The following is a 21,250-nucleotide window of genomic DNA, read 5'->3' as shown; positions in this document are numbered from 1 at the left end:
GACACAGATGAGTTCATCTCCCCCGTCAGCGCCAGAGCCCGCAGGCACCAGCGCGGCGTCCAGCCCCGACGGCACTGCCGCGGCGGCAGGCAGGATCCGCAAGCAGCGTCGCACCCGTCGGCGTATCGCGGGCGGTCTCGCGCTGCTGGTGGGTCTGGTCTCAGCGGGTTTCCTGGCCACGGCCCTGACCCCGGAGCCGCAGGTCGCGACCGCGCACGAGGACCAGTCCGCGCTGATTCGCGAGGGTAAGCAGCTCTACGAGACGTCCTGCATCACCTGCCACGGCGCGAACCTGCAGGGTGTGCTCGATCGTGGTCCCAGCCTCATCGGCGTCGGCGAGGCCGCGGTGTACTTCCAGGTGTCGACCGGCCGTATGCCGCTGGCCGCCAATCAGGCGCAGGCCACCCGCAAGCCGGTCAAATTCGACGCGCAGCAGACCGACGCGCTGATGGCCTACGTCGCCTCCAACGGCGGCGGGCCCACCGTGGTCCGCGACGCCAACGGCGAGATCGCGCAGGAGTCGCTGCGCGGTGACGACATCGGCCGCGGTTCGGAGCTGTTCCGGATGAACTGCGCGTCCTGCCACAACTTCACCGGCCGTGGTGGCGCGCTGTCCTCGGGCAAGTACGCGCCCCCGCTGGACGAGGCCTCCGAGGCGCAACTGTGGACCGCGATGGTGTCCGGCCCCGAGAACATGCCCAAGTTCTCCGACCGGCAGTTGTCGGCGGAAGAGAAGCGCGACATCATTGCTTATATCAAGAACGCGCAGGAAGAAGGCGCGCCCGGCGGGTACGGCCTCGGTGGCTTCGGCCCCGCGACCGAGGGCCTGGCCATCTGGGTGGTCGGCATCACGCTCGTCGTCGGTGCCGCGATGTGGATCGGATCACGGTCGTGAGCGCGTCAGGCCCGAATGCGGCAGCGCAGCGTAACCACGCGGGGCCCGCGCTCATGACCCGAAGGACACAGCCATGACGGACAAGGAGCCAAACGACATGGGTCGGCCGGATGAGGGCCACGACGACGTCAGGTTGTCGAAGACGGAGAAAGCCGCGCTGGCGGCCGATCCCACCGAGGCCGAACTCGACGCGATGACGCGGGACGAGCTGGTCAAGCTCGGCACCGAACGTGACGGCGTCGACGTCGCCTATCGCGCCGAGCGCTTCCCGATCCCCGGCACCCGTGCCGAGAAGCGCGCCGAGCGCGAGGTCACCTTCTGGTTCGCGATCTCCGGTCTGTTCGGCGCGGCGCTGATCGGCGTCTACCTGTTCTGGCCCTGGGAGTTCAAGGGCGAGGGCAACAAGGACCACGGCAAGTACCTGCTCTACACCCCCCTGGTCGGTGTCGCCTTCGGTGTCTCGGTGCTCGCCATCGGTATCGCCGTCGTACTGATCCGCAAGAAGTTCATCCCGCCGGAGCTGTCGATCCAGACCCGTCACGACGGGCCGTCGCCCGAGATCGAGCGCCGCACGCTGGCCGCTCAGCTCTCCGACGCGGGGGAGACCTCGACCCTGGGACGCCGCAAGATGATCACCCGTACCGCGGGCGCCGGTGTCGGCGTGCTCGGTATCGGCGCGCTGCTGGTCTTCGTCGGCGGCATGATCAAGAACCCGTGGGCCAAGGGCGACAAGTCGCCGCTGTGGGTGTCGGGCTGGACCCCTGATTTCGAGGGCGAGACCATCTACATCCGTCGCGACACCGGTCGCCCCGAGGATGTCGTACTCGTGCGTCCGGAAGATCTGGACGCCGGTTCCATGGAGACGGTGTTCCCGTGGAAAGAGAGCTGGCGCGGTGACGAGCACGCGACCTTCCAGTCGCTGCGCGGCATCCGCAACGCCGTCATGCTGATCAGATTGCGCACCGAAGACGCGCAGAAGGCGATCAAGCGCAAGGGTCAGGAGAGCTTCAACTTCGGCGATTACTTCGCCTACTCGAAGATCTGCACCCACCTCGGTTGCCCCACGTCGCTGTTCGAGCAGCAGACCAACAAGATCCTCTGCCCCTGCCATCAGTCGCAGTTCCTCGCGACCGAATGGGGTAAGCCGGTCTTCGGTCCCGCCGCTCGCGCATTGCCGCAGCTGCCGATCACCGTAAATTCCGAGGGTTTCCTGGTCGCCAACGGCGACTTCATCGAGCCGCTCGGCCCGGCTTACTGGGAGCGTCGATCATGAGTCGTGTGGCAACGCAAGCCAACGAGATGGACGAGCGGTATCGCGCCGCCGCGTTCATGAAGCGTTCGATCAACAAGGTCTTCCCGACCCACTGGTCGTTCCTGCTCGGTGAGATCGCGATGTACAGCTTCATCATCCTGCTGCTGTCGGGTGTGTATCTCACGCTGTTCTTCGATCCGTCGATGAGCGAGGTCGTCTACAACGGCGCCTACCAGCCGTTGCGCGGCGTCACCATGTCGCGGGCCTACGAGACCGCGCTGAACATCTCCTTCGAGGTGCGCGGCGGTCTGTTCGTGCGCCAGGTGCACCACTGGGCGGCGCTGCTGTTCGCGGCGTCGATCATCGTCCACCTGTTCCGCATCTTCTTCACCGGCGCGTTCCGCAAGCCGCGTGAGGCCAACTGGGTGATCGGCTGCCTGCTGCTCATCCTGGCGATGTTCGAGGGCTTCTTCGGCTACTCGCTGCCCGACGATCTGCTGTCCGGCACGGGTCTGCGCGCCGCGTTCTCCGGTATCACCATCTCGATCCCGGTCATCGGCACCTGGATGCACTGGCTGATGTTCGGCGGCGACTTCCCCGGCGACATCATCATCCCGCGTCTCTACATCGCGCACGTGCTGCTGTTCCCCGGCATCATCCTGGCGCTGATCGCGGCGCACGTGGCCCTGGTCTGGTACCAGAAGCACACCCAGTTCCCCGGCCCCGGCCGCACCGAGAACAACGTCATCGGCGCGCGCATCGTCCCGGTGTTCGCCGCCGACCAGGGCGCGTTCTTCGCCTTCACCCTCGGCATCGTCGGCATCATGGGCGGCGTGCTCCAGATCAACCCGATCTGGAACCTCGGTCCGTACAACCCGTCGCAGGTCTCGGCGGGTTCGCAGCCCGACTTCTACATGATGTGGACCGACGGCATGGCGCGACTGATGCCGCCGTGGGAGCTGTACCTGGGCCGCTACACGATTCCGGCCGTGTTCTGGGTCGCGCTCATCATGGGTCTGGTGTTCACGGTCCTGATCGCCTACCCGTGGATCGAGAAACGCCTCACCGGCGACACCGCGCCGCACAACCTGCTGCAGCGTCCGCGTGACGTGCCGGTGCGCACCGCGATCGGTGCCATGTCGATCGCCTTCTACGTGGTGCTGACGCTGTCCTGCGTCAACGACATCATCGCGCTGAAGTTCGACATCTCGCTGAACGCGACGACCTGGGCGGGCCGTATCGGTCTGCTGGTGGTGCCGCCGCTGGCCTACTTCATCGCCTATCGGTTCTGCATCGGTCTGCAGCGCAGTGACCGCGCGGTACTCGAGCACGGCATCGAGACCGGTGTGATCAAGCGTCTGCCGCACGGCGAGTACATCGAGGTGCACCAGCCGCTCGGCCCGGTCGACGATCACGGCCACCCGATCCCGCTGGAGTACCAGGGCGCGAGCGTCCCGAAGAAGATGAGCAAACTGGGTTCGGCGGGCAAGCCCGGCACCGGTTCGTTCCTGCGGGCCGATCCGAAGGCGGAATCCGACGAGCACTTCAGGCTCGAGCACGAGGAAGAGCACAAGCAGCTCAAGGTGCTGCAGGCGGCTCAGGACCGGGCGAACGGCAACGGTCGCCACGGTCACTGACAGCCGGTCCGATATGTGAGAGGCCCCCGAGTCGAATCGACTCGGGGGCCTCTCCCGTCGACGGGGTCAGCGGCGGCGGGCGGCCTCGATCGCCTCGAATTTGGCGAAGTTGTGCCGGGCGTCGGCGAGGGCGTCGTGGGCGTCGGGCGGTACCGGGGGCAGTTCCGGCCTGCCGTGGAACTCCCAGTGCTGGCGCAGTTCGTTGGTGTAGCGGGGCAGGGTGTTGGGCAGGTCGACCATCGAACCCCACAGCTGACACAGGGCGACGTGGTCGTAGGCGCTGACCCAGGCCCACAGTTCGGGCTGCACGGTGGGGCGCGGGACGAGGAACCGGTAGAGGTCCGTACGGATCTGTTCGCGGCTGCGCCACAGCGGTGAAGCGGGGGGCGGCAGCTGCGGCAGCACGTACTTGCGCACCCACGGGCCCGCTTTGGCGGGATCGAATTCGGTGGAAACCGCGTAGTACTCGCGTCCGTCCTCGCAGACGACGCCGATCGACACCAGGTCGATCACCACGCCGTCCTCGATGAACTCGCAGTCATAGAAATATCTCAGCGAGATCGACCTCTCCTCGATGATCTGGTCCGGTAGGGGACATGGTGCCGGTGCCCAACCCTATGCGGGACGGCGGGCGGAGCGCGCGCAAGGGCTCCCGGGGTGCGGATTCGAACACTCGGTGGTATCGATTCGACCCCTACCTCCGGGTATTCGCGGGACTGATCGGTCCGTATTCTGAAGAAGTGAACTGGACCGTCGACGTACCCATCGATCGCTTGCCGGAACTGCCGCCGCTGCCCGCGGAGCTGCGCAGGCGCCTGGACGCCGCGCTTGCCAGACCCGCCCTTCAGCAGCCGTCGTGGGATCCTGAGCAGGCCGCGAACATGCGCACCGTGCTCGAGAGCGTGCCACCCATCTGCATGCCCGCCGAGGTCGTCGAGCTGCGCGAGCGGCTGGCCGAGGTGGCCAGGGGCGAGGCGTTCCTCATGCAGGGCGGCGACTGCGCCGAAACCTTCGCCGACAACACCGAGCCGCATATCCGGGGCAATATCCGGACCCTGCTCCAGATGGCGGTGGTGCTGACCTACGGCGCCAGCCTTCCGGTGGTGAAGGTCGCGCGGATCGCGGGCCAGTACGCGAAACCGCGATCCTCGGACACCGACGCCCTCGGTCTCAAGTCCTACCGCGGCGACATGGTGAACTCGCTGCATCCCGACGCGGCACTGCGCGAACACGATCCCTCGCGGCTGGTGCGCGCCTACGCCAACGCGAGCGCCGCGATGAATCTGGTGCGCGCGCTGACCAGCGCGGGCATGGCCGACCTGCACAAGGTGCACGACTGGAATCGCGATTTCGTCTCACAGTCGCCCGCGGGCGCACGGTACGAGGCCCTGGCCGAGGAGATCGACCGCGGCCTGGCCTTCATGACCGCGTGCCGGGTCAACGACCCGAGCCTGCAATCCGCGCGGATCTACGCCAGCCACGAGGCGCTCGTGCTCGACTACGAGCGCGCGATGCTGCGCCTCGGTGAGGACCCGGCGACCGGCGAGCCGCTGCTCTACGACCTGTCCGCGCATTTCCTGTGGATCGGTGAACGCACCCGTCAGCTCGACGGCGCCCATATCGCGCTGGCCGAACTGCTCGCCAACCCGATCGGGCTCAAGATCGGCCCGACCACCACACCGGACCAGGCCGTCGAATACGTCGAGCGGCTCGACCCGAACAACGAGCCCGGCCGTCTGACCATCGTGTCCCGCATGGGCAATTCGAAGGTCCGCGAGGTGCTGCCGCCCATCATCGAGAAGGTGCAGGCCACCGGCCACCAGGTGATCTGGCAGTGCGACCCCATGCACGGCAACACCCACGAGGCGTCGACCGGCTACAAGACCCGTCACTTCGACCGCATCGTCGACGAGGTACAGGGCTTCTTCGAGGTGCACCACGCCCTGGGCACCCATCCCGGCGGCCTGCACATCGAGCTGACCGGCGAGAACGTCACCGAATGCCTCGGCGGCGCGCAGGACATCTCCGATCTGGACCTGAGCGGTCGCTACGAGACCGCCTGCGATCCGCGCCTGAACACCCAGCAGTCGCTGGAACTGGCCTTCCTCGTCGCGGAAATGCTGCGCTGAATCCGATCGGGAACGGCGGCGTCGAGTAGTCGGCGCCGCCGAGATCACGTCCGGTGCGGGCGATCGACGGCACGAGATCCTCGGCGTGCGGTGGTGCGCCGGCTCGGCTCACGGGGCTGTGGTGCGGGCTCGAAGGGGAGATTGTTCGGGAACCGAAAGTCCGTCCGCCCGCGTGCTCACCCGTTTCGGAAGAAGGAAGGGCGTGGCGAGGAGCAGGATTCCGGCGGCGGCGATGGCGGCGCGGGGTCCGATGTAGCCGGCCAGTAGCCCCCACGTCACGGTGATCAGTGCGGTGCTCAGGCTGCCGGTGATCGTCCACACGGTGAGTACCCTGGCGCGGCGGCTGTCGTCGGTGTTGCGCAGCCGGTAGGCGCCGACGGCCGGGGTGAAAATGCTCGCGCACACGATCAGGCCGAACTGGGTGGCCATCACGATCAGGAGGCCGACGGGGCCGGGCTGGACGAAGACCAGTCCGATCGGCCAGCCGACCCGCAGAGCGCCGAAACCTCGTAACACCCGCCGATCGCCGTAGCGGGACACGACGCGGCGGGCGAGCCGCGATCCGATCAGTCCGCCGACACAGGGAACGGCGAACGCCAGACCGTACTGCCACGCCGGAAACCCCATGTGGGAGAGCATGAGAACGGCCAGGAGCGGTTCCGTGGCCATGATCAGGCCGTTGACCAGCACGGTGTTGAAGAACAGCGGCCGCAGGGTCGGATGGGCGAGGATGTAGCGCCACCCTTCGACGATGTCGTGCCACCTCGTCGCGGTGGGTTTCGGGGTGGGACGCGGCTCGGGTTCCCGAATCGCGGTGACGGCCAGCGCCGACAGCAGGTAACTCACGCCGTCGACCAGGACGGTGATCGCGGGTCCGAACAGTCCGATGGCGGCACCGCCCAGCGGCGGTCCGATGATCGTCGCCGACCACGTGGTCGACTCGAAACGGCTGGTGGCGACCAGAAGCCGGTCGTCGGGGACGACGGTCTTCAGGTACGCGCCACTGGCCGCGGTGAACGCGATCTTCGCCGTCGCGGTGATCACGGCGACCACCAGAAGCTGCGTGAACGACAACATCTCGAGGAGGTAGGCGAACGGGATCGACGCCAGCGCCGCGAAACGGACCAGGTCCGCGGTGATCATGATCGGCCGTTTCGCGCGGAACTCGATCAACGGTCCGAGCGGGATGGCCAGCAGCGCCCCGATCGCGAGCCCGGAGGCGGACAGCGCGGCCACCCGGGCCGGGCCCGCGCCCAGGACCTCGATGGCGACGATCGAGAACGCGCCGAACCCGAGCCCGGTCCCGTAGGCGCTGACCGCGTAGGCGGTCCACAACCACCCGAACGCCCCGCCCGAGGCCCCCTTGCGCCACATATCCCGACCTTTCGCTCATCACTGCGACAACACCGCGTTGTCCGAGTGATTGAAGCCGGTCGGTGGACGTCGGCGCCAACAACGGAATGGGTTGCGTGTCACAACTTCTCGTTGTGGGGGTAGGTTCGGCCTCGTGGATCTGGACGCTGTTCGCACCTTCGTCGCGGTCGTGGAGACCGGCCAGTTCCAGGCCGCCGCGGACGACCTGCGGATCACCCAGCAAGCGGTGTCGAAACGCATCGCGGGTCTGGAGCGCGAACTCGGCGTCCGCCTGTTCGCACGCACCGCGCGCGGCGCGCAGCCCACCGTCGACGGGCAGGCGCTGTTGCCGCACGCGCGTGAACTCCTGCGTGCCGCCGAACGGGTGCGGGCCGCGGTGACCCCGGGCCGCAGGGCCCTCCGGATCGACGTCGTCAGCCGCAGGATCGTGACCGCCGGTGTCCTGCACTCCTTCTACCAGCAACATCCCGGTATCGAACTCGATGTCGTCACCCTCACCCACCTCGAGGCGGAGCAGGCGCTGGCGGAGGTGAGCGCGGGCACCATCGACGCCACCTTCCGATCCCTGCGCGCGGGCAAGGCACCGGACGGTCTGCGTGCGGCGCGCGCCATCGACGACCGTCACAACCTGCTGGTGGGACCGCACCATCCACTGGCCGACGCCCCGACCGTGACACCCGCCGAACTCGTCGACTACCCCATCTGGATGCCCGGCATGTCCGACAGCGAGCCGATCGGCTACTACGAGGATCTCGCGTCGACGTTCGGACTCACCATCGATACCATCGGCCCGAGTTTCGGCGTCGAACCCCTGCTCGCCGAACTCGCCGATTCACCCCGCCTGGCCACCTTCCTGGGCGAGGGTTCGCGCTACCTCTGGCCGGAAAGCTATGACCTGCGCCGCATCCCGATCGTCGACCCGATACCCGTCTACCCCCTGTCGGTGATCTGGCGCGCCGACAACCCCCACCCGATCCTCGCCGATTTCCTCGCGTACCTCCGGGCGAGATACGCGGCGAACGCCCGCGACGACATCTGGGTACCCGACTGGGCCCGCTGAGACCTGCTCCGCGTCGATGCTCCGACTCTCGTTCGTCGCGTCGACACCGCGGTCGAAGTGGTTCATCAGGGAACCGGAGAACGGTCAGGAATCGAGAAGCGCGGGTGGCCCGGTGCGAATTAACGTGATCGGTATGAACATCATTGCTGATCAGAGCGTTATCGATGCCGTCGTTCTCGAGGTCGAGGATCCCGCGGCGGCTGCCGCATTCTACGAAGCCGCCTTCGGGCTCGGGGACCGGTTGCGGGTGCGTGAGTCCGCGGCCGCCACGTCCGGGTTCCGGGGGTACATCCTGTCGCTGGTGGTGGCGCAGCCGGGGACGGTGGACTGTCTCATCGGCTCCGCCGTGGAAGCGGGCGCGTCGGTGCTCGCGCCCGCCAAGAAGAGCTTCTGGGGGTACGGCGGGGTGGTGCAGGCTCCCGACGGCGCGATCTGGAAGATCGCGACCTCGGCGAAGAAGGACACCGGTCCTTTCACACGCGAGATCCAGGATTTCGTGGTGTTGCTCGGGGTGGAGAACGTGAAGGCCACCAAGCGGTTCTACGTCGACAAGGGGCTGCGGGTCGGCAAGAGTTTCGGGAGCAAGTACGTGGAATTCGATACCGCGCCGTCGGCGGTGAAACTGGCGTTGTACGGTCGCCGCGCCGCGGCCAAGGACGCCGGTGTGGCGGCGGAGGGTTCCGGTTCGCATCGGATGGCGTTCACCGGTGGCGCGGGTGCGTTCACCGATCCGGACGGGTTCGTTTGGGAAGCCGCCGGCGCCTGAAGCGCGGCTGGAGATTCGCGCGCCACCGATCGCGTGCCGCCGGGCGACCCGCTGTGCGTCCCACGGAAATCACGCGTTCGGCGTCGAGTTCATCGGACAGCCCGAGGTCCGGAAGTGACCTCGGACGCCGCGTCAGGGCAGCGCGGTCAGGGTGACGGTGCTGCCGGGAGTCACCTTGCTGCCCGCGCCGGGACTCTGCCCGATCACCACCGAACTGTCGGACGGCGTCAACTGCTGGACCTGGACGTTCAGGCCGAGAGCTTCCAACTTCGCGCGCGCCGAACCCACATTCTGGCTGACCAGGAACGGCACCTTCACCGCGTTGGAGACGATCAGGGCCACGCCCTCGCCGTTGCCGACGGTACTCCCCGCGGCCGGATCGGTACCGATGACCTGGTCGGCGTCGATGCCCTTGTCGTATTCGGTCCTGGTCTCGCTCACCTTGATCCCGGCTTTGCCGAGCGCTTCGATCGCCTCTTCGGTGGTCTTGCCCCGGACATCGGGCACCTTCACCGGCTGCGCGCCGCTACTGCGGTAGACCTTGACCTGCCCGCCCATCGGCAGCACGGTGCCCGGACCGGGATCGACCCGCGCGACAGTGCCTTTCGGCGCGCTACTGCCGGTCTCGCCCGCGTCGATCGGCAGTAGTCCGGCGTCACGGATCAGCTGGTTGACCTTCTTCACATCGTCGCCCGGCGTGACCGCGGGGACGGCGGGTTTACCGCTGGAGACCAGCACCGCGACGGTGGATCCCTTGGTCACCTTGGAACCGGCGGACGGGTCGCTGCCGACCACGCCGCCGACCGGGATGGTGTCGGAGGCCTTCTGCCTGATCTCGGTCACGAATCCGGCGTCCTGCAATGTGGCGGTGGCCTTGTCGCTGGTGAGGCCCGCGATGGGCGGCACCGACTCGTAGCGGCCGACGCCGAGCCACCAGCCGCCGACGCCGACGATCAGGGTCAGCACGGCGACAACGGCCACCCACACCAGGGTCGTTCGGGAACGTTTCCGGTCGGGCGCGTAGTTCTGGTACGGCGCGGGCTGGCGCATATCGGCGCGCTGACGATCCTGGGCGCGCGGATCGTAGTCGTCGGGCGGACCGTAATCCGGCACGCGCGGACGCTGGGTCGTCACGACCTTGGTGTGCTGCGCGTCGTGTGATTCCATCGCCGGGCGCGGCGCGGGGGCCTGGCGCGGGTCGAGATCGGCCACCGAGGCGAATCCGGCACTCAGATGTTCGGCCGATTCCTGTGGCGCGGGCACCCGGTAGGGCGGCAACCGCAACGCGGCGGCGACGGCGCGCAGTTCGGACACCATCTGATTTGCGTCGGCGAAACGGTGCGCGGGTTCGCGGGCGGTGGCCCGGGCGACCAGTTCGTCGAATTCCGGCGGCACACCCGAGATGAAGGTGCTCGGACTCGGCACGTCGTTCTCGATGCGCTGGTAGGCCACCGAAAGTGAGGTGTCGCCGGTGAACGGCACACGGCCGGTGAGCAATTCGAAGATCAGGATGCCGAACGAGTAGACGTCGCTGCGGGAATCGGCGGTGCCCGAGGTGACCTGTTCCGGGGACAGGTACGCCGCCGTGCCGAGGATGACGCTCGCCGAGGTGGTGTTCGCCGCGGCCACCGCGCGCACCAGCCCGAAGTCGGCGATCTTCACCTCGCCCGCGTCGGAGATCAGCACGTTCTCCGGTTTGATGTCGCGGTGCACGAGACCGGCCGCGTGGGCCACGCCGATCGCCGCGAGCACCGGATCGGCGACCGCGCGCACCGCGTGCGGCGGCATCGGGCCGCGTTCGCGCAGCAGTTCGCGCAGCGTGCCGCCTTCGACCAGTTCCATGATCAGGAACGGGTAGTCGCCGTCGACGCCCTGGTCGTACACCGCGACCAAGGACGGGTGCTTGAGTTTGGCCACCGCGCGGGCCTCGAATTCGAACCGGGACAGGAACTGCGGATCGGAGGCGAATTTGGGATCCATCACCTTGATGGCGACCGGGCGATCCAGTCGCGTGTCGACCCCGCGGAAGACCATGGACATGCCGCCACGCGCGATCGGCGCGTCAATCCGGTAGCGCCCTTCCAGCATCTGCCCGATCAAGTGATGTCCTCCGGCTTTCACAAAGTTCTCACCCCTCGCCGAGTACGCGACAAGCGAACCGCCGCCCGGTGCGGCACCACGATCGTAACCGGGATCAGGTGCCCGACCCGGCGGTGTCTTCGATCGGCCGTCTGCGTTTCTCCGTCGACCCGCGCACGCCGGGTTGCCCCCGGGTGTCTCACGGCGCGCGCGGGCGACGGTCTACCGTTTACCCGGTGAGCGCATTTCCCTGCAGCGAGGATGTTCTTCCCGAGTCGGTACCCCTGTTGCCCCTGCCCGAAGTGGCGGACCGACTCGGAATCGTGGTGACACGGGTACATCAGATGTTGCGTGACCACCAGTTGCTCGCTGTCCGTCGTGACGGCGTCGCCGGGGTTCCCGAGCGTTTCTTCGACGCGGACGGCAATGTCACGCGATTCCTGCCCGGCCTGATCACCGTGATGAAGGACGGCAAGTACTCCGACGAGGAGATCCTGCGCTGGATCTTCACCGACGACGACACGCTGCCCGGCAAACCGGTCGACGCCCTGCACGGACCGCTGGCCCGCGAAGTCATCAGGCGAGCGGCCGCCGAGCCGTTCTGAGGCGTTCGCGCACGGCCGATGCCGCGAATTCGGCTGCCGCGACCCGCAACCGCACGCGGCGTGGGACCGCCGCGCGGGTCCGGAAGATGTCGTAGCCGCCGGATTCGACGCGGTCGAGAATGCCCGCGTAGAGGGTGCTCGCGGTGCGGATCGCGGGGCGCACGCGGGGATCGAGCAGGTCGATGCCGGGATTCGCGCGCCGGTAGATGTCGCGGTTGATCGCGATCAGGTGCGACAGCGCGCGGCGCACCCTCGGGTCGGTGCGGCCGGTGTCGCGGCAGTGCGCGAGCAGTGCGCGGTCGACGCCGAACGCGGCGAGTTCGTCGGCGGGCAGGTACAGCCGCCCGCGATCGAGATCCTCCGCGACATCGCGCAGGAAGTTGGTGAGCTGGAAGGCCTCGCCGAGTGCCGCCGCCGCAGGTTCGGCCGCTTCGACCGGAACCACCGTGCCGAGTACGGGCAGCAGTTGCAGCCCGATCGCCGCCGCCGAGCCGCGCATGTATTCGCGCAGGTCGTCCATGGTCGGGTAGTGGTCGCGGAATTGCGAGGTACCGGGGATGTCCATGCGCATGGACGCGAGGAATACGCGGAAATGCGCGGGTGCGATGTCGTAGCGGTGAATGGTGTCGGTCACCGCGAGCAGCACCTGGTCGCGGTGACCGACACCCGCGAGCTCGGTCCGCGTCGGCGGCGATGCCCCGGATGTCACGACGCCCGTCTGCGCGCCGTCGCCGGTCCGGACGTGGATCCCGGTGCTGCCGATCGGGCCGGGCCCGTGGCGCTCGACGCTCGCCCACAGCTGCCGCTCGATCGCGTCGAGTTGCTCGGTCGCGTCCGCCGCTGCCTCCGGGTCCGCGCCCGACCTGGGCTCCCGATCCGCGGATAGCGCACCGCCGGAAGCCTTGTCGACGTCGACGATATCGTCGACCATGCGCGCGAAAGCGTAGAGCGCGTGCACGGCCGAACGCCGCGAAGGACCGAGCAGGCGGGTCGCGAGATGGTAGGTGCGTCCGTGTTCGGCCGCGATCCGCCCGCAGAGTTCGTAGGCGTCGGCCAACGCGGAAGCCGCATCCGACGATCCGCCGATCGTTGCCCCGGAAGCCAGGGCCGCGGTCATGTTCGGGCGGGTGCTGTCGGCAGTTCTGCGGGGGGAGCGGCGCGCAGCCGCAACGGGTCGACCTTGCGCAGTGACGACGCGGCGACCACGGCGGCGAAGGTCGCGGCGGCGACGTGCCAGAAGCTGTAGAGCCCGATCGAGCCGTCCGGCTGGAATACCAGCATCAGCCACGCGCACAAGCCGACGAGCACCATCAGGGTCGTCGTCGACAGCGCGAAACCGGCGGCCAGCGCGAGCGGCCACGAGTAGTACCAGGGCAGCGCGGCGGGGGAGAGGATGACGATCGCGACGAAGGCGATCAGGATGCCGAGCACCGCCTCGCGTTCGCTGTGCCGGAATCGCCACCAGGTCGCCACCAGCACCGCGACCAGGGCGAGCGCGCACAGCGCCCGGGTGATCACCAGCACCGGATCGGTGTTGAACGGGGTCACCCAGGTGACGGCGTGCGCCATGATCGTCGGCAGCGACAGCCAGTTGATGATCTTCTTCGAACCCGACAGCGCCGTCAGCCAGCCGATCCCGACACCGGCGATGGCCGAGGCGGCGACGAACACCACGGCGAAGACGCCGAGTCCGAGTCCGGCGATCTTGGCGAACATCAGGGCCGGATTGGGGTTGTCCTGGGACGGGCGGGCCGCGTCGTCGTGTTCGGAATCGGTGACCTGCGACGGATCGAGTCCGGCGCGCTGGGCGGCGCGGCGTTCCTTCTCGTGCAACATCCAGATCCACACCAGGAAGGGCAGCGCGATCCCCGCCGTCGCCTTGATGGCGACGCCGATCGCGACCACGACGATGCCCGCCACGTGGTGACGTTCCAGCACCAGCGCGATCCCGGCGCACATCAGTCCGACCATCAGCATCTCGTTGTGGACGCCGCCGATCAGGTGGATCAGCACCAGGGGGTTGAGCACGGCCAGCCACAGCGCGACCGTCGGCTTGCCGCCCAGATGTTTGGTCAGATACGGCACCGCCCACATCATCAGCGCAAGTCCGGGCAGCATGACCAGTCGCAGCGCGATGGTGCCCGCGATCACGTTGTCGCCGGTGATGGCGGTGATGGCCCGGCCGAGCAGCAGGAAGACCGGGCCGTAGGGCGCGGTGGTGGTGGTCCAGACCGGGCTGACATTGTCCAGCAGCACGCCGGGATTGGCGACGGGGCCGACCCGGTAGGGATCGAAACCGTCGCGCAGCAGCGCGCCCTGCGCCAGATAGGAGTAGGCGTCGCGGCTGAACATGGGCACCGCGAACAGCAGCGGGAAGATCCAGATGCCGACGATCGCCCGCAACTCGTTCAGGGTCACCCCCGCGCCCGGACGGTCGCCGAGTCCGATGGTGGTGCGCCCGAGGCGAACCCACGCGGTGATCATCAGCAGTACGCCGACCCAGATCACCATGGTCGAGAGGGCGTAGCCGTGGCCGAAGCGCAGCCACGACAGGTGCATCGCCTCCAGCAGCGGATCGCGTTTGCGGACGCTGCCCGCGCCGAAGCCGCCGAAGGTGATCATCACCGCGCCGAAGAGACCCAGCAGCGCCGAGTGGCCCTCCGGACTCCGGACGAAATCGGTGTAGGTCTGCACGCGTGCGCGCAGCGTGGCGGCGCGTACGGCGGATTCGGGCTGCGAAGCGGTGTCGCGCGAACCTGCCGGGCTTTCGGGGGCGCGGGTATCCGGGGGTGGCATATGGTGTCGGTCCCCCCGGTCAGGTCGGCGGTCGCAACCGCGAGCGAATTAGGTCGGCGATCAGTTTAATGGTTCGTCGGGAACACTATCCCGCTGGTGCGTGGGGTTTCATCCCGAGTGGAATCGTGGCACCGGCCATCCGGTTTGCCGCGAGTTTCCCGGACAGCAGTGCGGTGGGCACCCCGACACCGGGTGTGGTGCCGCAACCGGCGATAACCACATTGTCGCCGGACGTCGGAAAATTACGGGTCCGAAATGGTCCGGTCTGCCGGAACAGATGCGCGGCCGAGAAGGGTGTGCCCGCGATCATCCCCTTGTCGCGCCAGGTCTTCGGGGTGTCCAGATGGTCGACGGTGAAATGCGTGGCGATCCCCCGGTAGCCGCGCGCTTCCAGGACGCCGAGCAGTTCGCGCAGATACGGAGCGCCGAGCCGATCCCAGTCCAGCGGCGCGGACACCAGATTCGGGCACGGGGCGAGCAGGGAGAACGGTTCGTGCCGTCCGTCCTCGCGCTCGATGTACAGCGCCGGGTCGGTGAGGGCGGGGCGGGTCAACAGCAGTGACGGATCACTCATCGTCGCGCCCTTCCCGCGTCCGGCCGCGATCTCGGCGAAGGTGCGGTCCCAGGCGGCCCCGAACTCGATGGTGTGGTGGGCTCGCACCGGCCAGGTCGCGGCGACCGAGGCGGGAACGGTCCCGTGAGCCACGACTGCCGACGGCGCGGCGCGCAGACCCCGGCGCCGCCGGAGCCCGAATCGTTCGATGACGCCGAGATCGGCGGTGAGGACCACCGCGTCGCAGGGCAGCGCGCTGCCGTCGGCGAGTCGCACCCGCTCGGCCCTGCGGTCTTCGTATTCGAGTCCGACGACCTCGGTGTTCAGCCGCAATGTGCCGCCCGCCGAGGTGAAGGCGTCGGCCATGGCGGCCGCGACGGCACGCATGCCGCCGCGCGGGAAGTACACGCCGAGGGAGGTGTCCATATGCGGGATCGCGCCGTAGACCGCGAGGGCCTCGGCGGGCGCCATCCCCGCGTAGAGGGCCTGGAAGGTGAACAGGCGGGCCAGTCGTGGATCGCGCAGGAATCGGCCGACGCGCGGACCGAGCCTGCCGAAGCCGCCCAGGCGGACGAGTTCGAGCAGCGCGGCCCGTTTCTCCGGTCGCCGGATCATGTCCAGGGGCGAATCGAAGTTGGTGTCCATGAATTCGGTGAACTCGGCGCGATAGATCCGGCCGAGCCAGTCGCGCAACCGCCGGTAGCCGCGTGCCTCGCGCGGCCCGCAGGTCCGCTCGACCTCCTCGGCCATCCGGTCGGGGTCGGCGAAGACGCGGATGGTCGAATCGTCGGCGAAGCGCGCGTGATAGCTCGGCGCGAGCAGGTCGATGCGCAACGGCGGCGTGCAGGTGTCCCTGGTGTGCCCCACCGCCGCCAGCGCGTCGTCGATGAGTTCAGGCAGGGTCAGAACCGTTGCGCCGGAGTCGATTTCGTAATCCGGACCGGTGTAGCGCCCGACCCGGCCGCCGGGGTGGTCGGCCTGTTCGAGCAGGGTGACGGTGCGTCCGGCGCCGCGCAGATACAGTGCCGCGGCCAACCCGGACAGTCCCGCGCCGACCACGACCACGTGCTCGGTCGGTCCAGGGACCGTCTTCATCGGATTCTCCTCGATACCTGCGCGGCGCACTTCGAATACACCGTTGCCGCCGTGACCGGACGGGGACATGCCTGTACGCCCGTCGGGTCATCGGTTTCCTCGTGGGCCGCGCTGTGCGCGCCCGTTCGGCGCGACGGTGCGAATGCGCTCCGCCGAGGCCGAAGTGTTGCGGAAGTATTTTCTCCCGCAACGGGTTTCACTCGTCGTCGGTGCGCTCTTCGACCGGTGTCGCGGCGCAGGAACGAGGTAGTCGGATCGCACGGCGCGCGGGCAGGCCCGCGGCCATGATCAACCGGCGTTCCGTCTGCACGACGGTGCGGCGACGCTTTCCCGTGGTGCGAGGGGCAGGGCCTGCGCCGACGGCGATGGCGCGATCGGCTGGTCCCATGACGGCTTTCATGCGGTCCTCCTGGTTGCGGCCAGTGCCATCGCGCGCAAGGTCTTCTTGGCGGAGGAAGTGGCCGAGCTGGTTTCGATGGCGGCGAGGCCGCGATCGGTGAGATCGGCGATGCGGCGTTCGACATCGTCGACGGCGCCGAGATCGGTGAGTACGGCGCGTACGCGTTCTACTTCCTCGGCGCCGAGATCGGTGCCGAGGCTGGTGCGCAGCAGTTTCGCGGACAGCGGGTCGGTGGCGTCGGCGCGCTGCAGCGCTTCTGCCAGTAATACGGTGCGCTTACCCTCGCGCAGATCGTCGCCGGAGGGTTTGCCGGTGACCTCGGGATCGCCGAACACCCCGAGCAGGTCGTCCCGGAGCTGGAACGCGATCCCGATATCGGTGCCGAATTCCCGGTAGGCCGCGATCAGGGCCGGGTCGGCGTCGGCGATCGCGGCACCGAGGTGCAGCGGTCGCTCGACGGTATAGGCGGCGGTCTTGTAGCGGTTGATGCGCAACGCGGCGTCGACGGATTCGTCGCCGCCCGCGTGGCCGTTGATGTCGAGCAGTTGTCCGCCCAGCACCTCGGTGCGCATGAGCGCCCAGACCGGTGCGAAGCGGGTGATGGCGGCCGGATCGAGGCCGGAGGCGTGGACCATGTCGTCGGCCCAGGCCAGGGCGAGATCGCCGATCAGGATGGCCACGCTGGTGCCGAACCGGTCGGCCTCGCCCGCCCAGCCCCGCTCGCGGTGGCGCTGTTCGAAGTCGACGTGCACGGTCGGGAAACGGCGCCGCGTGCGCGAGGCATCGATGATGTCGTCGTGGATGAGCGCGCAGGCCTGGACGAGTTCCAGCGCGGCGCAGGCGTTCGTCACCGCCGCCGCGTCGGGGCCGTCGGCGTCACCGCCCGCGCCGAGCCAGCCGATCCACGCGAAAGCGGGCCTGGTGCGTTTGCCGCCGCGAAGGACGAACTGGCGCAGCGCTTCGGCGGCGTCGACGAAGATCGGGCCGAGCTGTGCCACGGTGTCGCGGCGGGAGGCGAAGAACTCGTCGAGCGCGGATTCGGTGGCGGTGACGAACGCGGCCGACCCGAGGGTCGCCGACGGTGCCCCGGTCGAGTCGGCGGGTCCGTGGAGCGCCGCCGACGGGGTTCGCGTCGGAGTACCGGATCCGGCGGACAGTGCAACCTCCAGGGGTCATTTCGGTGGTGCCGCGCGGCGCGCGGCGAAAGGTCTCGTCGTGCTCGGGCGTGCCGTTTCGATGCCATGCACACCGTGCGTGATCCGGGCCGCCGCGAGGATACTGCCCAGTTGTCTAGAATACCCGTGCTGTCCGGCACGCCTGCGCGCGGTACACCTGTCGCGCGCCACGTGCGCACTCGCCCTGTCCACGGGCCTGCCCTACGGGTCCGACCGCACCTCTACACTGGGTCGGTGACTTTCGATTCCGTCCCGGGACGCCCGACCCCTGGGAGCCCGTCCCCGACGCCGCCGATCGTCTCGGGGACCCCCTCGGTCGTGCGGAGTCTGCGGACGCATTCGGGCGGTTCCGTGCCGTTCTCGGTGGAGTTCAACCCGCCGCGCGACGCGGCGGGTGAGGCCAGGCTGTGGCGCGCGGTCCGCGAGTTCGAGCGGATGCATCCGGCCTTCGTCTCGATGACCTACGGCGCGGGCGGATCGACCAAGGACCGCACGGTCCGGGTCACCGGCCAGCTGGCGCAGGAGACCACCCTGCTGCCGGTGGCGCATCTGACCGCGGTCGGTCACAGCGTGGCGGAACTGCGCTCGCTGGTCGGCTCCTACGCCGATTCGGGAATCCGCAACATCCTCGTGCTGCGCGGCGATCCGCCCGGTGATCCGCTCGGCGAGTGGCGCAGGCACCCCGAGGGTGTCGAGTACGCCGACGAACTGGTGCGCATCGTGCGCGATCTCGGCGATTTCCACGTCGGTGTCGCCTCGTTCCCGCAGGGACACCACCGCTCGCCCGACCTGGCGTGCGATACCGAATACCTGGCGGCGAAATTACGCGCGGGCGCGGAATACTCGATCACCCAGATGTTCTTCGAGGTCGAGCACTACCTGCGGTTGCGCGATCGGCTCGCGGCCTTCGATCCGATCGAGGGCGCCAAGCCGATCATCCCCGAGCTGATGCCCATCACCTCGCTGCGCACCGTCGAGCGCGCCGAGGAACTGTGCGGCCGTCCGCTGCCCGATTCGGTGCTCACCCGGCTGCGGCGCGCGGCGGGTGAGGGTAAGGAAGAGGATCGCGCCGCGGTGCGCGAGGTCGGCATCCAGATCGCCACCGAGATGGCGCAGCGTCTCATCGCCGAGGGCGCGCCGTGCCTGCACTTCATCACCCTGAATTTCGCCAAGGCGACCAGCGAGGTGCTGACCAACCTCGGCTACGGCGTCACCGCGGCGCCCCTCAGCGCCTGAGCGTCACGCGGCCTTGGCCGAACTCAGCCCCCAGGCGTCGGCCAGCAGGCGGTGCGATTCGAGTCGCTGCTCGTGATCGTGGGTGACGCTGGTGACGAGCAGTTCGTCCGCGCCGGTGACCCGCCGCAGCGCGGACAGCCGTTCCACCACCGTGGCCGGTGAGCCGACGAACTGGGTCGCCAGTCGGTCGTCGACCAGACGCCGCTGGTCGGCGGTGAGCGGGGTGGCCGTGTCCGGATCGATGTATTCGACCGCGCCCGCGCCGGACCGGATGCTGTGCACCCAGTGCCCGTAGGTCGAGGCGCGGTGCCGGGCGGTGGCGTCGTCGGGGGCGACGACCACATCGGCCGACACGACCACGTACGGCTCGCTCAGATACCGCGACGGCCGGAATGCCGCGCGGTAGGCCTCGACCGCTTCGAGTGAGGTGCCCGGCGAGACGTGGTAGTTCGCGGCGAACGGCAGTCCGAGACTGCCCGCTACCTGCGCGCTCGCGCCACCGGAACTGCCGAACAACCACACCTGTACCTGCGCGCCCTCACCGGGGACGGCGTGCAGGGCGACACCGTCGGGTGTCGTGTAGGTGCCGTCGAGCAGGGCGAGCACCTCGTCCACCTGGTCGGAGAATTCCGGCGGTTGCGCGCCCTGCTGTTGCAGGGCGTGCACGGAGGCGAGGAATTTGGTCCGGTCCACGATGCGGCCGGGTTCGAACGGCGGCGGCACCACGACGCCGTCGACGATCCTGGTCCGGCCGGTGACCGTGTCGACCACGGGCCGTCCGACCTTGGGGTGGGAGGGTTCGCTGCCGAACTGCGCGCGCCGATGTCCGGAACGACCGAGACCGAGGTCGAGACGACCCGGGTAGAGGGCGTCGATCGTGCCGAACGCCTCGACGATGGAAGCCGAGGTGTGGTGACCGACCTGGACCGCCGCCGATCCGACCCGGATGCGCGAGGTAGCCGCCGCGACCAGCCCGATGAGGGTGATCGATGACGAACTGGCCACCGCGACGAAATGATGTTCGGCCAGCCAATAGCGGTGGTAGCCCCACTCTTCGGCCCGCTGGGCGAGTTCGACGGTGTTGCGCAACGCCTGCTGCGGTGTCGATCCGGCGCTGACGGGGGCCAGATCCAGGATGGACAGCGGAACGCTCATGCGCGCGCACCGCCCAGCTTCGGATCCTGCTCGCCCGCCTCGATGGCGATGCGCAGCCGGTTCTGCTCCGGCGCCACCGGGCAGGTCGCGAAATCGGTGAAGGCGCAGGGCAGATTCGCCGCGCGATTGAAATCGAGGACGACCGTGCCGTCGTCGCCGACCGCGCCGACCGACAGCGACCGCGCCGCCGGGTAGGTGGTGACGCCGCTGGTCGCGTCGGTGAACAGCACCCGCAGGTCGTTCGGGGTGCCGAAGGCGACGAGCTTCTCGGTCACCGCGCCGAGGGTGAATTCGATGGTCCCGACGGCGGTGTGGTGGTGTTCGAGACCGTCCACCACCGCGCCGGTGGTGAGGGTGCGCGGCTCGTCGAAGGGCAGGAAACGGCCGGTCACCACCCAGCGCCGATCGGGAGCGTAGGAGGTGACGCCGGTGAACGCGCGCAGGGTGGGGGCCGCCGGATCGTGCACGCGCACCGCGTACCGACCGCTGCGCCGGATCACTTCGAGCACCCGGCCCTCGTGGCGCACGTGCAGCCCGGGAGCGCCCTCGGCGGGCCGCAGGATCTGCACGCCCGCGATGCTCTCGCCCTCGTGGACCAGGCGGTCGGCGGGACGGGCGGTGATGAACACCTTGTTGTCGGTCACCCACCAGGTGCCGGGTAGGTCGGGCAGGCGCTCGGGTTGATCGGTGAGCCAGATGAGCGCCGTCAGGCTCAGGAAGCCGAGCGGGTCGCGCAGTCGTTCCTCCCGGTCACTGTGCCAATGTGCCCACTCGGTCTCGAAATGCGGTGCGGTGGTGGTGGTCATGACGCTGGGGCTCCTTCGTGGACTGGGCGGATACGAGTGAATGAGAGGATCCGGAGGTGGCGGGGGCCGAGACGATGCCGGTCGCGGGGCCGCGGTGATGCCGGACGGGGTGACCCCGTGTGGCCGGTGGGCGGCGAGGCAGTGGTGACTCCGCGGCAGATCCGGTTTAGGCGCCGTGGCGGCATTGTCGCCGGGCGCGCGCGGATCGGGGACCGCCGACAGGAACCGGGGGCCAGC

The 21,250-nt window shown here is 68.8% G+C and carries 18 protein-coding genes; 8 read left to right on the top strand and 10 right to left on the bottom strand.

The features are described 5' to 3' along the window. Positions 1 to 7 precede the first annotated feature (7 nt). The 3 genes from qcrC (at position 8) to qcrB (ending at position 3,784) form a co-directional block, all read left to right on the top strand. Positions 8 to 895 (top strand): cytochrome bc1 complex diheme cytochrome c subunit, encoded by an 888-nt coding sequence (gene qcrC, locus DAT37_RS19765; RefSeq protein WP_198654358.1) that lies wholly within the window; start codon positions 8 to 10, stop codon positions 893 to 895. Between the two features lie 97 nt (positions 896 to 992). Then, positions 993 to 2,168, top strand: a complete 1,176-nt coding sequence (gene qcrA, locus DAT37_RS19760) for a cytochrome bc1 complex Rieske iron-sulfur subunit (RefSeq protein ID WP_109526281.1) — start codon at positions 993 to 995, stop codon at positions 2,166 to 2,168. Next, a complete protein-coding gene (gene qcrB, locus DAT37_RS19755) occupies positions 2,165 to 3,784 on the top strand; it encodes a cytochrome bc1 complex cytochrome b subunit (protein WP_109526280.1) in 1,620 nt (539 codons plus the stop codon). The genes qcrA and qcrB overlap by 4 nt, the downstream gene beginning before the upstream one ends. 66 nt (positions 3,785 to 3,850) lie before the next feature. Here the strand turns inward: qcrB and DAT37_RS19750 are convergent, their stop codons facing one another. Continuing rightward, a complete protein-coding gene (locus DAT37_RS19750; protein WP_109526279.1) occupies positions 3,851 to 4,339 on the bottom strand; it encodes a polyadenylate-specific 3'-exoribonuclease AS in 489 nt (162 codons plus the stop codon). A 185-nt stretch (positions 4,340 to 4,524) separates the two neighbouring features. Here DAT37_RS19750 and DAT37_RS19745 point away from each other — a divergent pair, with 185 nt between their 5' ends. Continuing rightward, entirely contained in the window at positions 4,525 to 5,913 is a 1,389-nt protein-coding gene (locus DAT37_RS19745; protein WP_109526399.1) for a class II 3-deoxy-7-phosphoheptulonate synthase, read from the top strand. A gap of 108 nt (positions 5,914 to 6,021) precedes the next feature. Here DAT37_RS19745 and DAT37_RS19740 read toward each other — a convergent pair whose 3' ends face one another. Further along, the gene (locus DAT37_RS19740) at positions 6,022 to 7,287 is read right to left on the bottom strand and encodes an MFS transporter (RefSeq protein WP_109526278.1); all 1,266 of its coding nucleotides are present in this window, start codon (positions 7,285 to 7,287) and stop codon (positions 6,022 to 6,024) included. Between the two features lie 133 nt (positions 7,288 to 7,420). On the opposite strand from DAT37_RS19740, the gene DAT37_RS19735 reads away from it, so the two are divergent. Together DAT37_RS19735 and DAT37_RS19730 are read left to right on the top strand one after the other, a co-directional pair. Beyond that, entirely contained in the window at positions 7,421 to 8,347 is a 927-nt protein-coding gene (locus tag DAT37_RS19735) for a LysR family transcriptional regulator (RefSeq protein WP_109526277.1), read from the top strand. A gap of 133 nt (positions 8,348 to 8,480) precedes the next feature. Beyond that, positions 8,481 to 9,113 (top strand): VOC family protein, encoded by a 633-nt coding sequence (locus tag DAT37_RS19730; RefSeq protein ID WP_109526398.1) that lies wholly within the window; start codon positions 8,481 to 8,483, stop codon positions 9,111 to 9,113. A gap of 132 nt (positions 9,114 to 9,245) precedes the next feature. On the opposite strand, the gene pknB is transcribed toward DAT37_RS19730, so the two are convergent. Continuing rightward, complete coding sequence (gene pknB, locus DAT37_RS19725; RefSeq protein WP_198654357.1) at positions 9,246 to 11,213, bottom strand: Stk1 family PASTA domain-containing Ser/Thr kinase; 1,968 nt, start codon at positions 11,211 to 11,213, stop codon at positions 9,246 to 9,248. Between the two features lie 215 nt (positions 11,214 to 11,428). Between pknB and DAT37_RS19720 the strand changes: the two genes are divergently transcribed. Next, complete coding sequence (locus DAT37_RS19720) at positions 11,429 to 11,797, top strand: Rv2175c family DNA-binding protein (RefSeq protein WP_109526275.1); 369 nt, start codon at positions 11,429 to 11,431, stop codon at positions 11,795 to 11,797. On the opposite strand, the gene DAT37_RS19715 is transcribed toward DAT37_RS19720, so the two are convergent. The 5 genes from DAT37_RS19715 to DAT37_RS19695 form a co-directional block, all read right to left on the bottom strand. Continuing rightward, positions 11,769 to 12,914 (bottom strand): phytoene/squalene synthase family protein, encoded by a 1,146-nt coding sequence (locus DAT37_RS19715; RefSeq protein ID WP_109526274.1) that lies wholly within the window; start codon positions 12,912 to 12,914, stop codon positions 11,769 to 11,771. The genes DAT37_RS19720 and DAT37_RS19715 overlap by 29 nt on opposite strands. Further along, a complete protein-coding gene (locus tag DAT37_RS19710) occupies positions 12,911 to 14,593 on the bottom strand; it encodes an alpha-(1->6)-mannopyranosyltransferase A (RefSeq protein ID WP_109526273.1) in 1,683 nt (560 codons plus the stop codon). Before DAT37_RS19710 ends, DAT37_RS19715 begins: the two co-directional genes overlap by 4 nt. Positions 14,594 to 14,678: 85 nt before the next feature. Beyond that, positions 14,679 to 16,241: a phytoene desaturase family protein gene (gene crtI / locus DAT37_RS19705; RefSeq protein ID WP_109526397.1), complete on the bottom strand. Its 1,563-nt coding sequence runs from the start codon at positions 16,239 to 16,241 to the stop codon at positions 14,679 to 14,681. A 196-nt stretch (positions 16,242 to 16,437) separates the two neighbouring features. Beyond that, positions 16,438 to 16,641, bottom strand: coding sequence for a hypothetical protein (locus DAT37_RS19700; protein WP_109526272.1), 204 nt, complete (start codon positions 16,639 to 16,641; stop codon positions 16,438 to 16,440). Beyond that, positions 16,638 to 17,810: a polyprenyl synthetase family protein gene (locus tag DAT37_RS19695; protein WP_109526271.1), complete on the bottom strand. Its 1,173-nt coding sequence runs from the start codon at positions 17,808 to 17,810 to the stop codon at positions 16,638 to 16,640. The genes DAT37_RS19700 and DAT37_RS19695 overlap by 4 nt, the downstream gene beginning before the upstream one ends. 240 nt (positions 17,811 to 18,050) lie before the next feature. Here DAT37_RS19695 and DAT37_RS19690 point away from each other — a divergent pair, with 240 nt between their 5' ends. Next, a complete protein-coding gene (locus DAT37_RS19690) occupies positions 18,051 to 19,052 on the top strand; it encodes a methylenetetrahydrofolate reductase (protein ID WP_408637424.1) in 1,002 nt (333 codons plus the stop codon). A gap of 3 nt (positions 19,053 to 19,055) precedes the next feature. Here DAT37_RS19690 and DAT37_RS19685 read toward each other — a convergent pair whose 3' ends face one another. Together DAT37_RS19685 and DAT37_RS19680 are read right to left on the bottom strand one after the other, a co-directional pair. Then, the gene (locus DAT37_RS19685; RefSeq protein ID WP_109526270.1) at positions 19,056 to 20,207 is read right to left on the bottom strand and encodes an LLM class flavin-dependent oxidoreductase; all 1,152 of its coding nucleotides are present in this window, start codon (positions 20,205 to 20,207) and stop codon (positions 19,056 to 19,058) included. Next, positions 20,204 to 21,013, bottom strand: a complete 810-nt coding sequence (locus tag DAT37_RS19680; RefSeq protein WP_109526269.1) for a DUF1684 domain-containing protein — start codon at positions 21,011 to 21,013, stop codon at positions 20,204 to 20,206. Before DAT37_RS19680 ends, DAT37_RS19685 begins: the two co-directional genes overlap by 4 nt. Positions 21,014 to 21,250 lie beyond the last annotated feature (237 nt).

The organism is Nocardia aurea, from assembly GCF_003123685.1.
Lineage (GTDB): Bacteria > Actinomycetota > Actinomycetes > Mycobacteriales > Mycobacteriaceae > Nocardia > Nocardia aurea.
The sequence above is the reverse complement of the archived record's forward strand: the minus strand, read 5'-3'. Positions and strand labels throughout refer to the sequence as shown.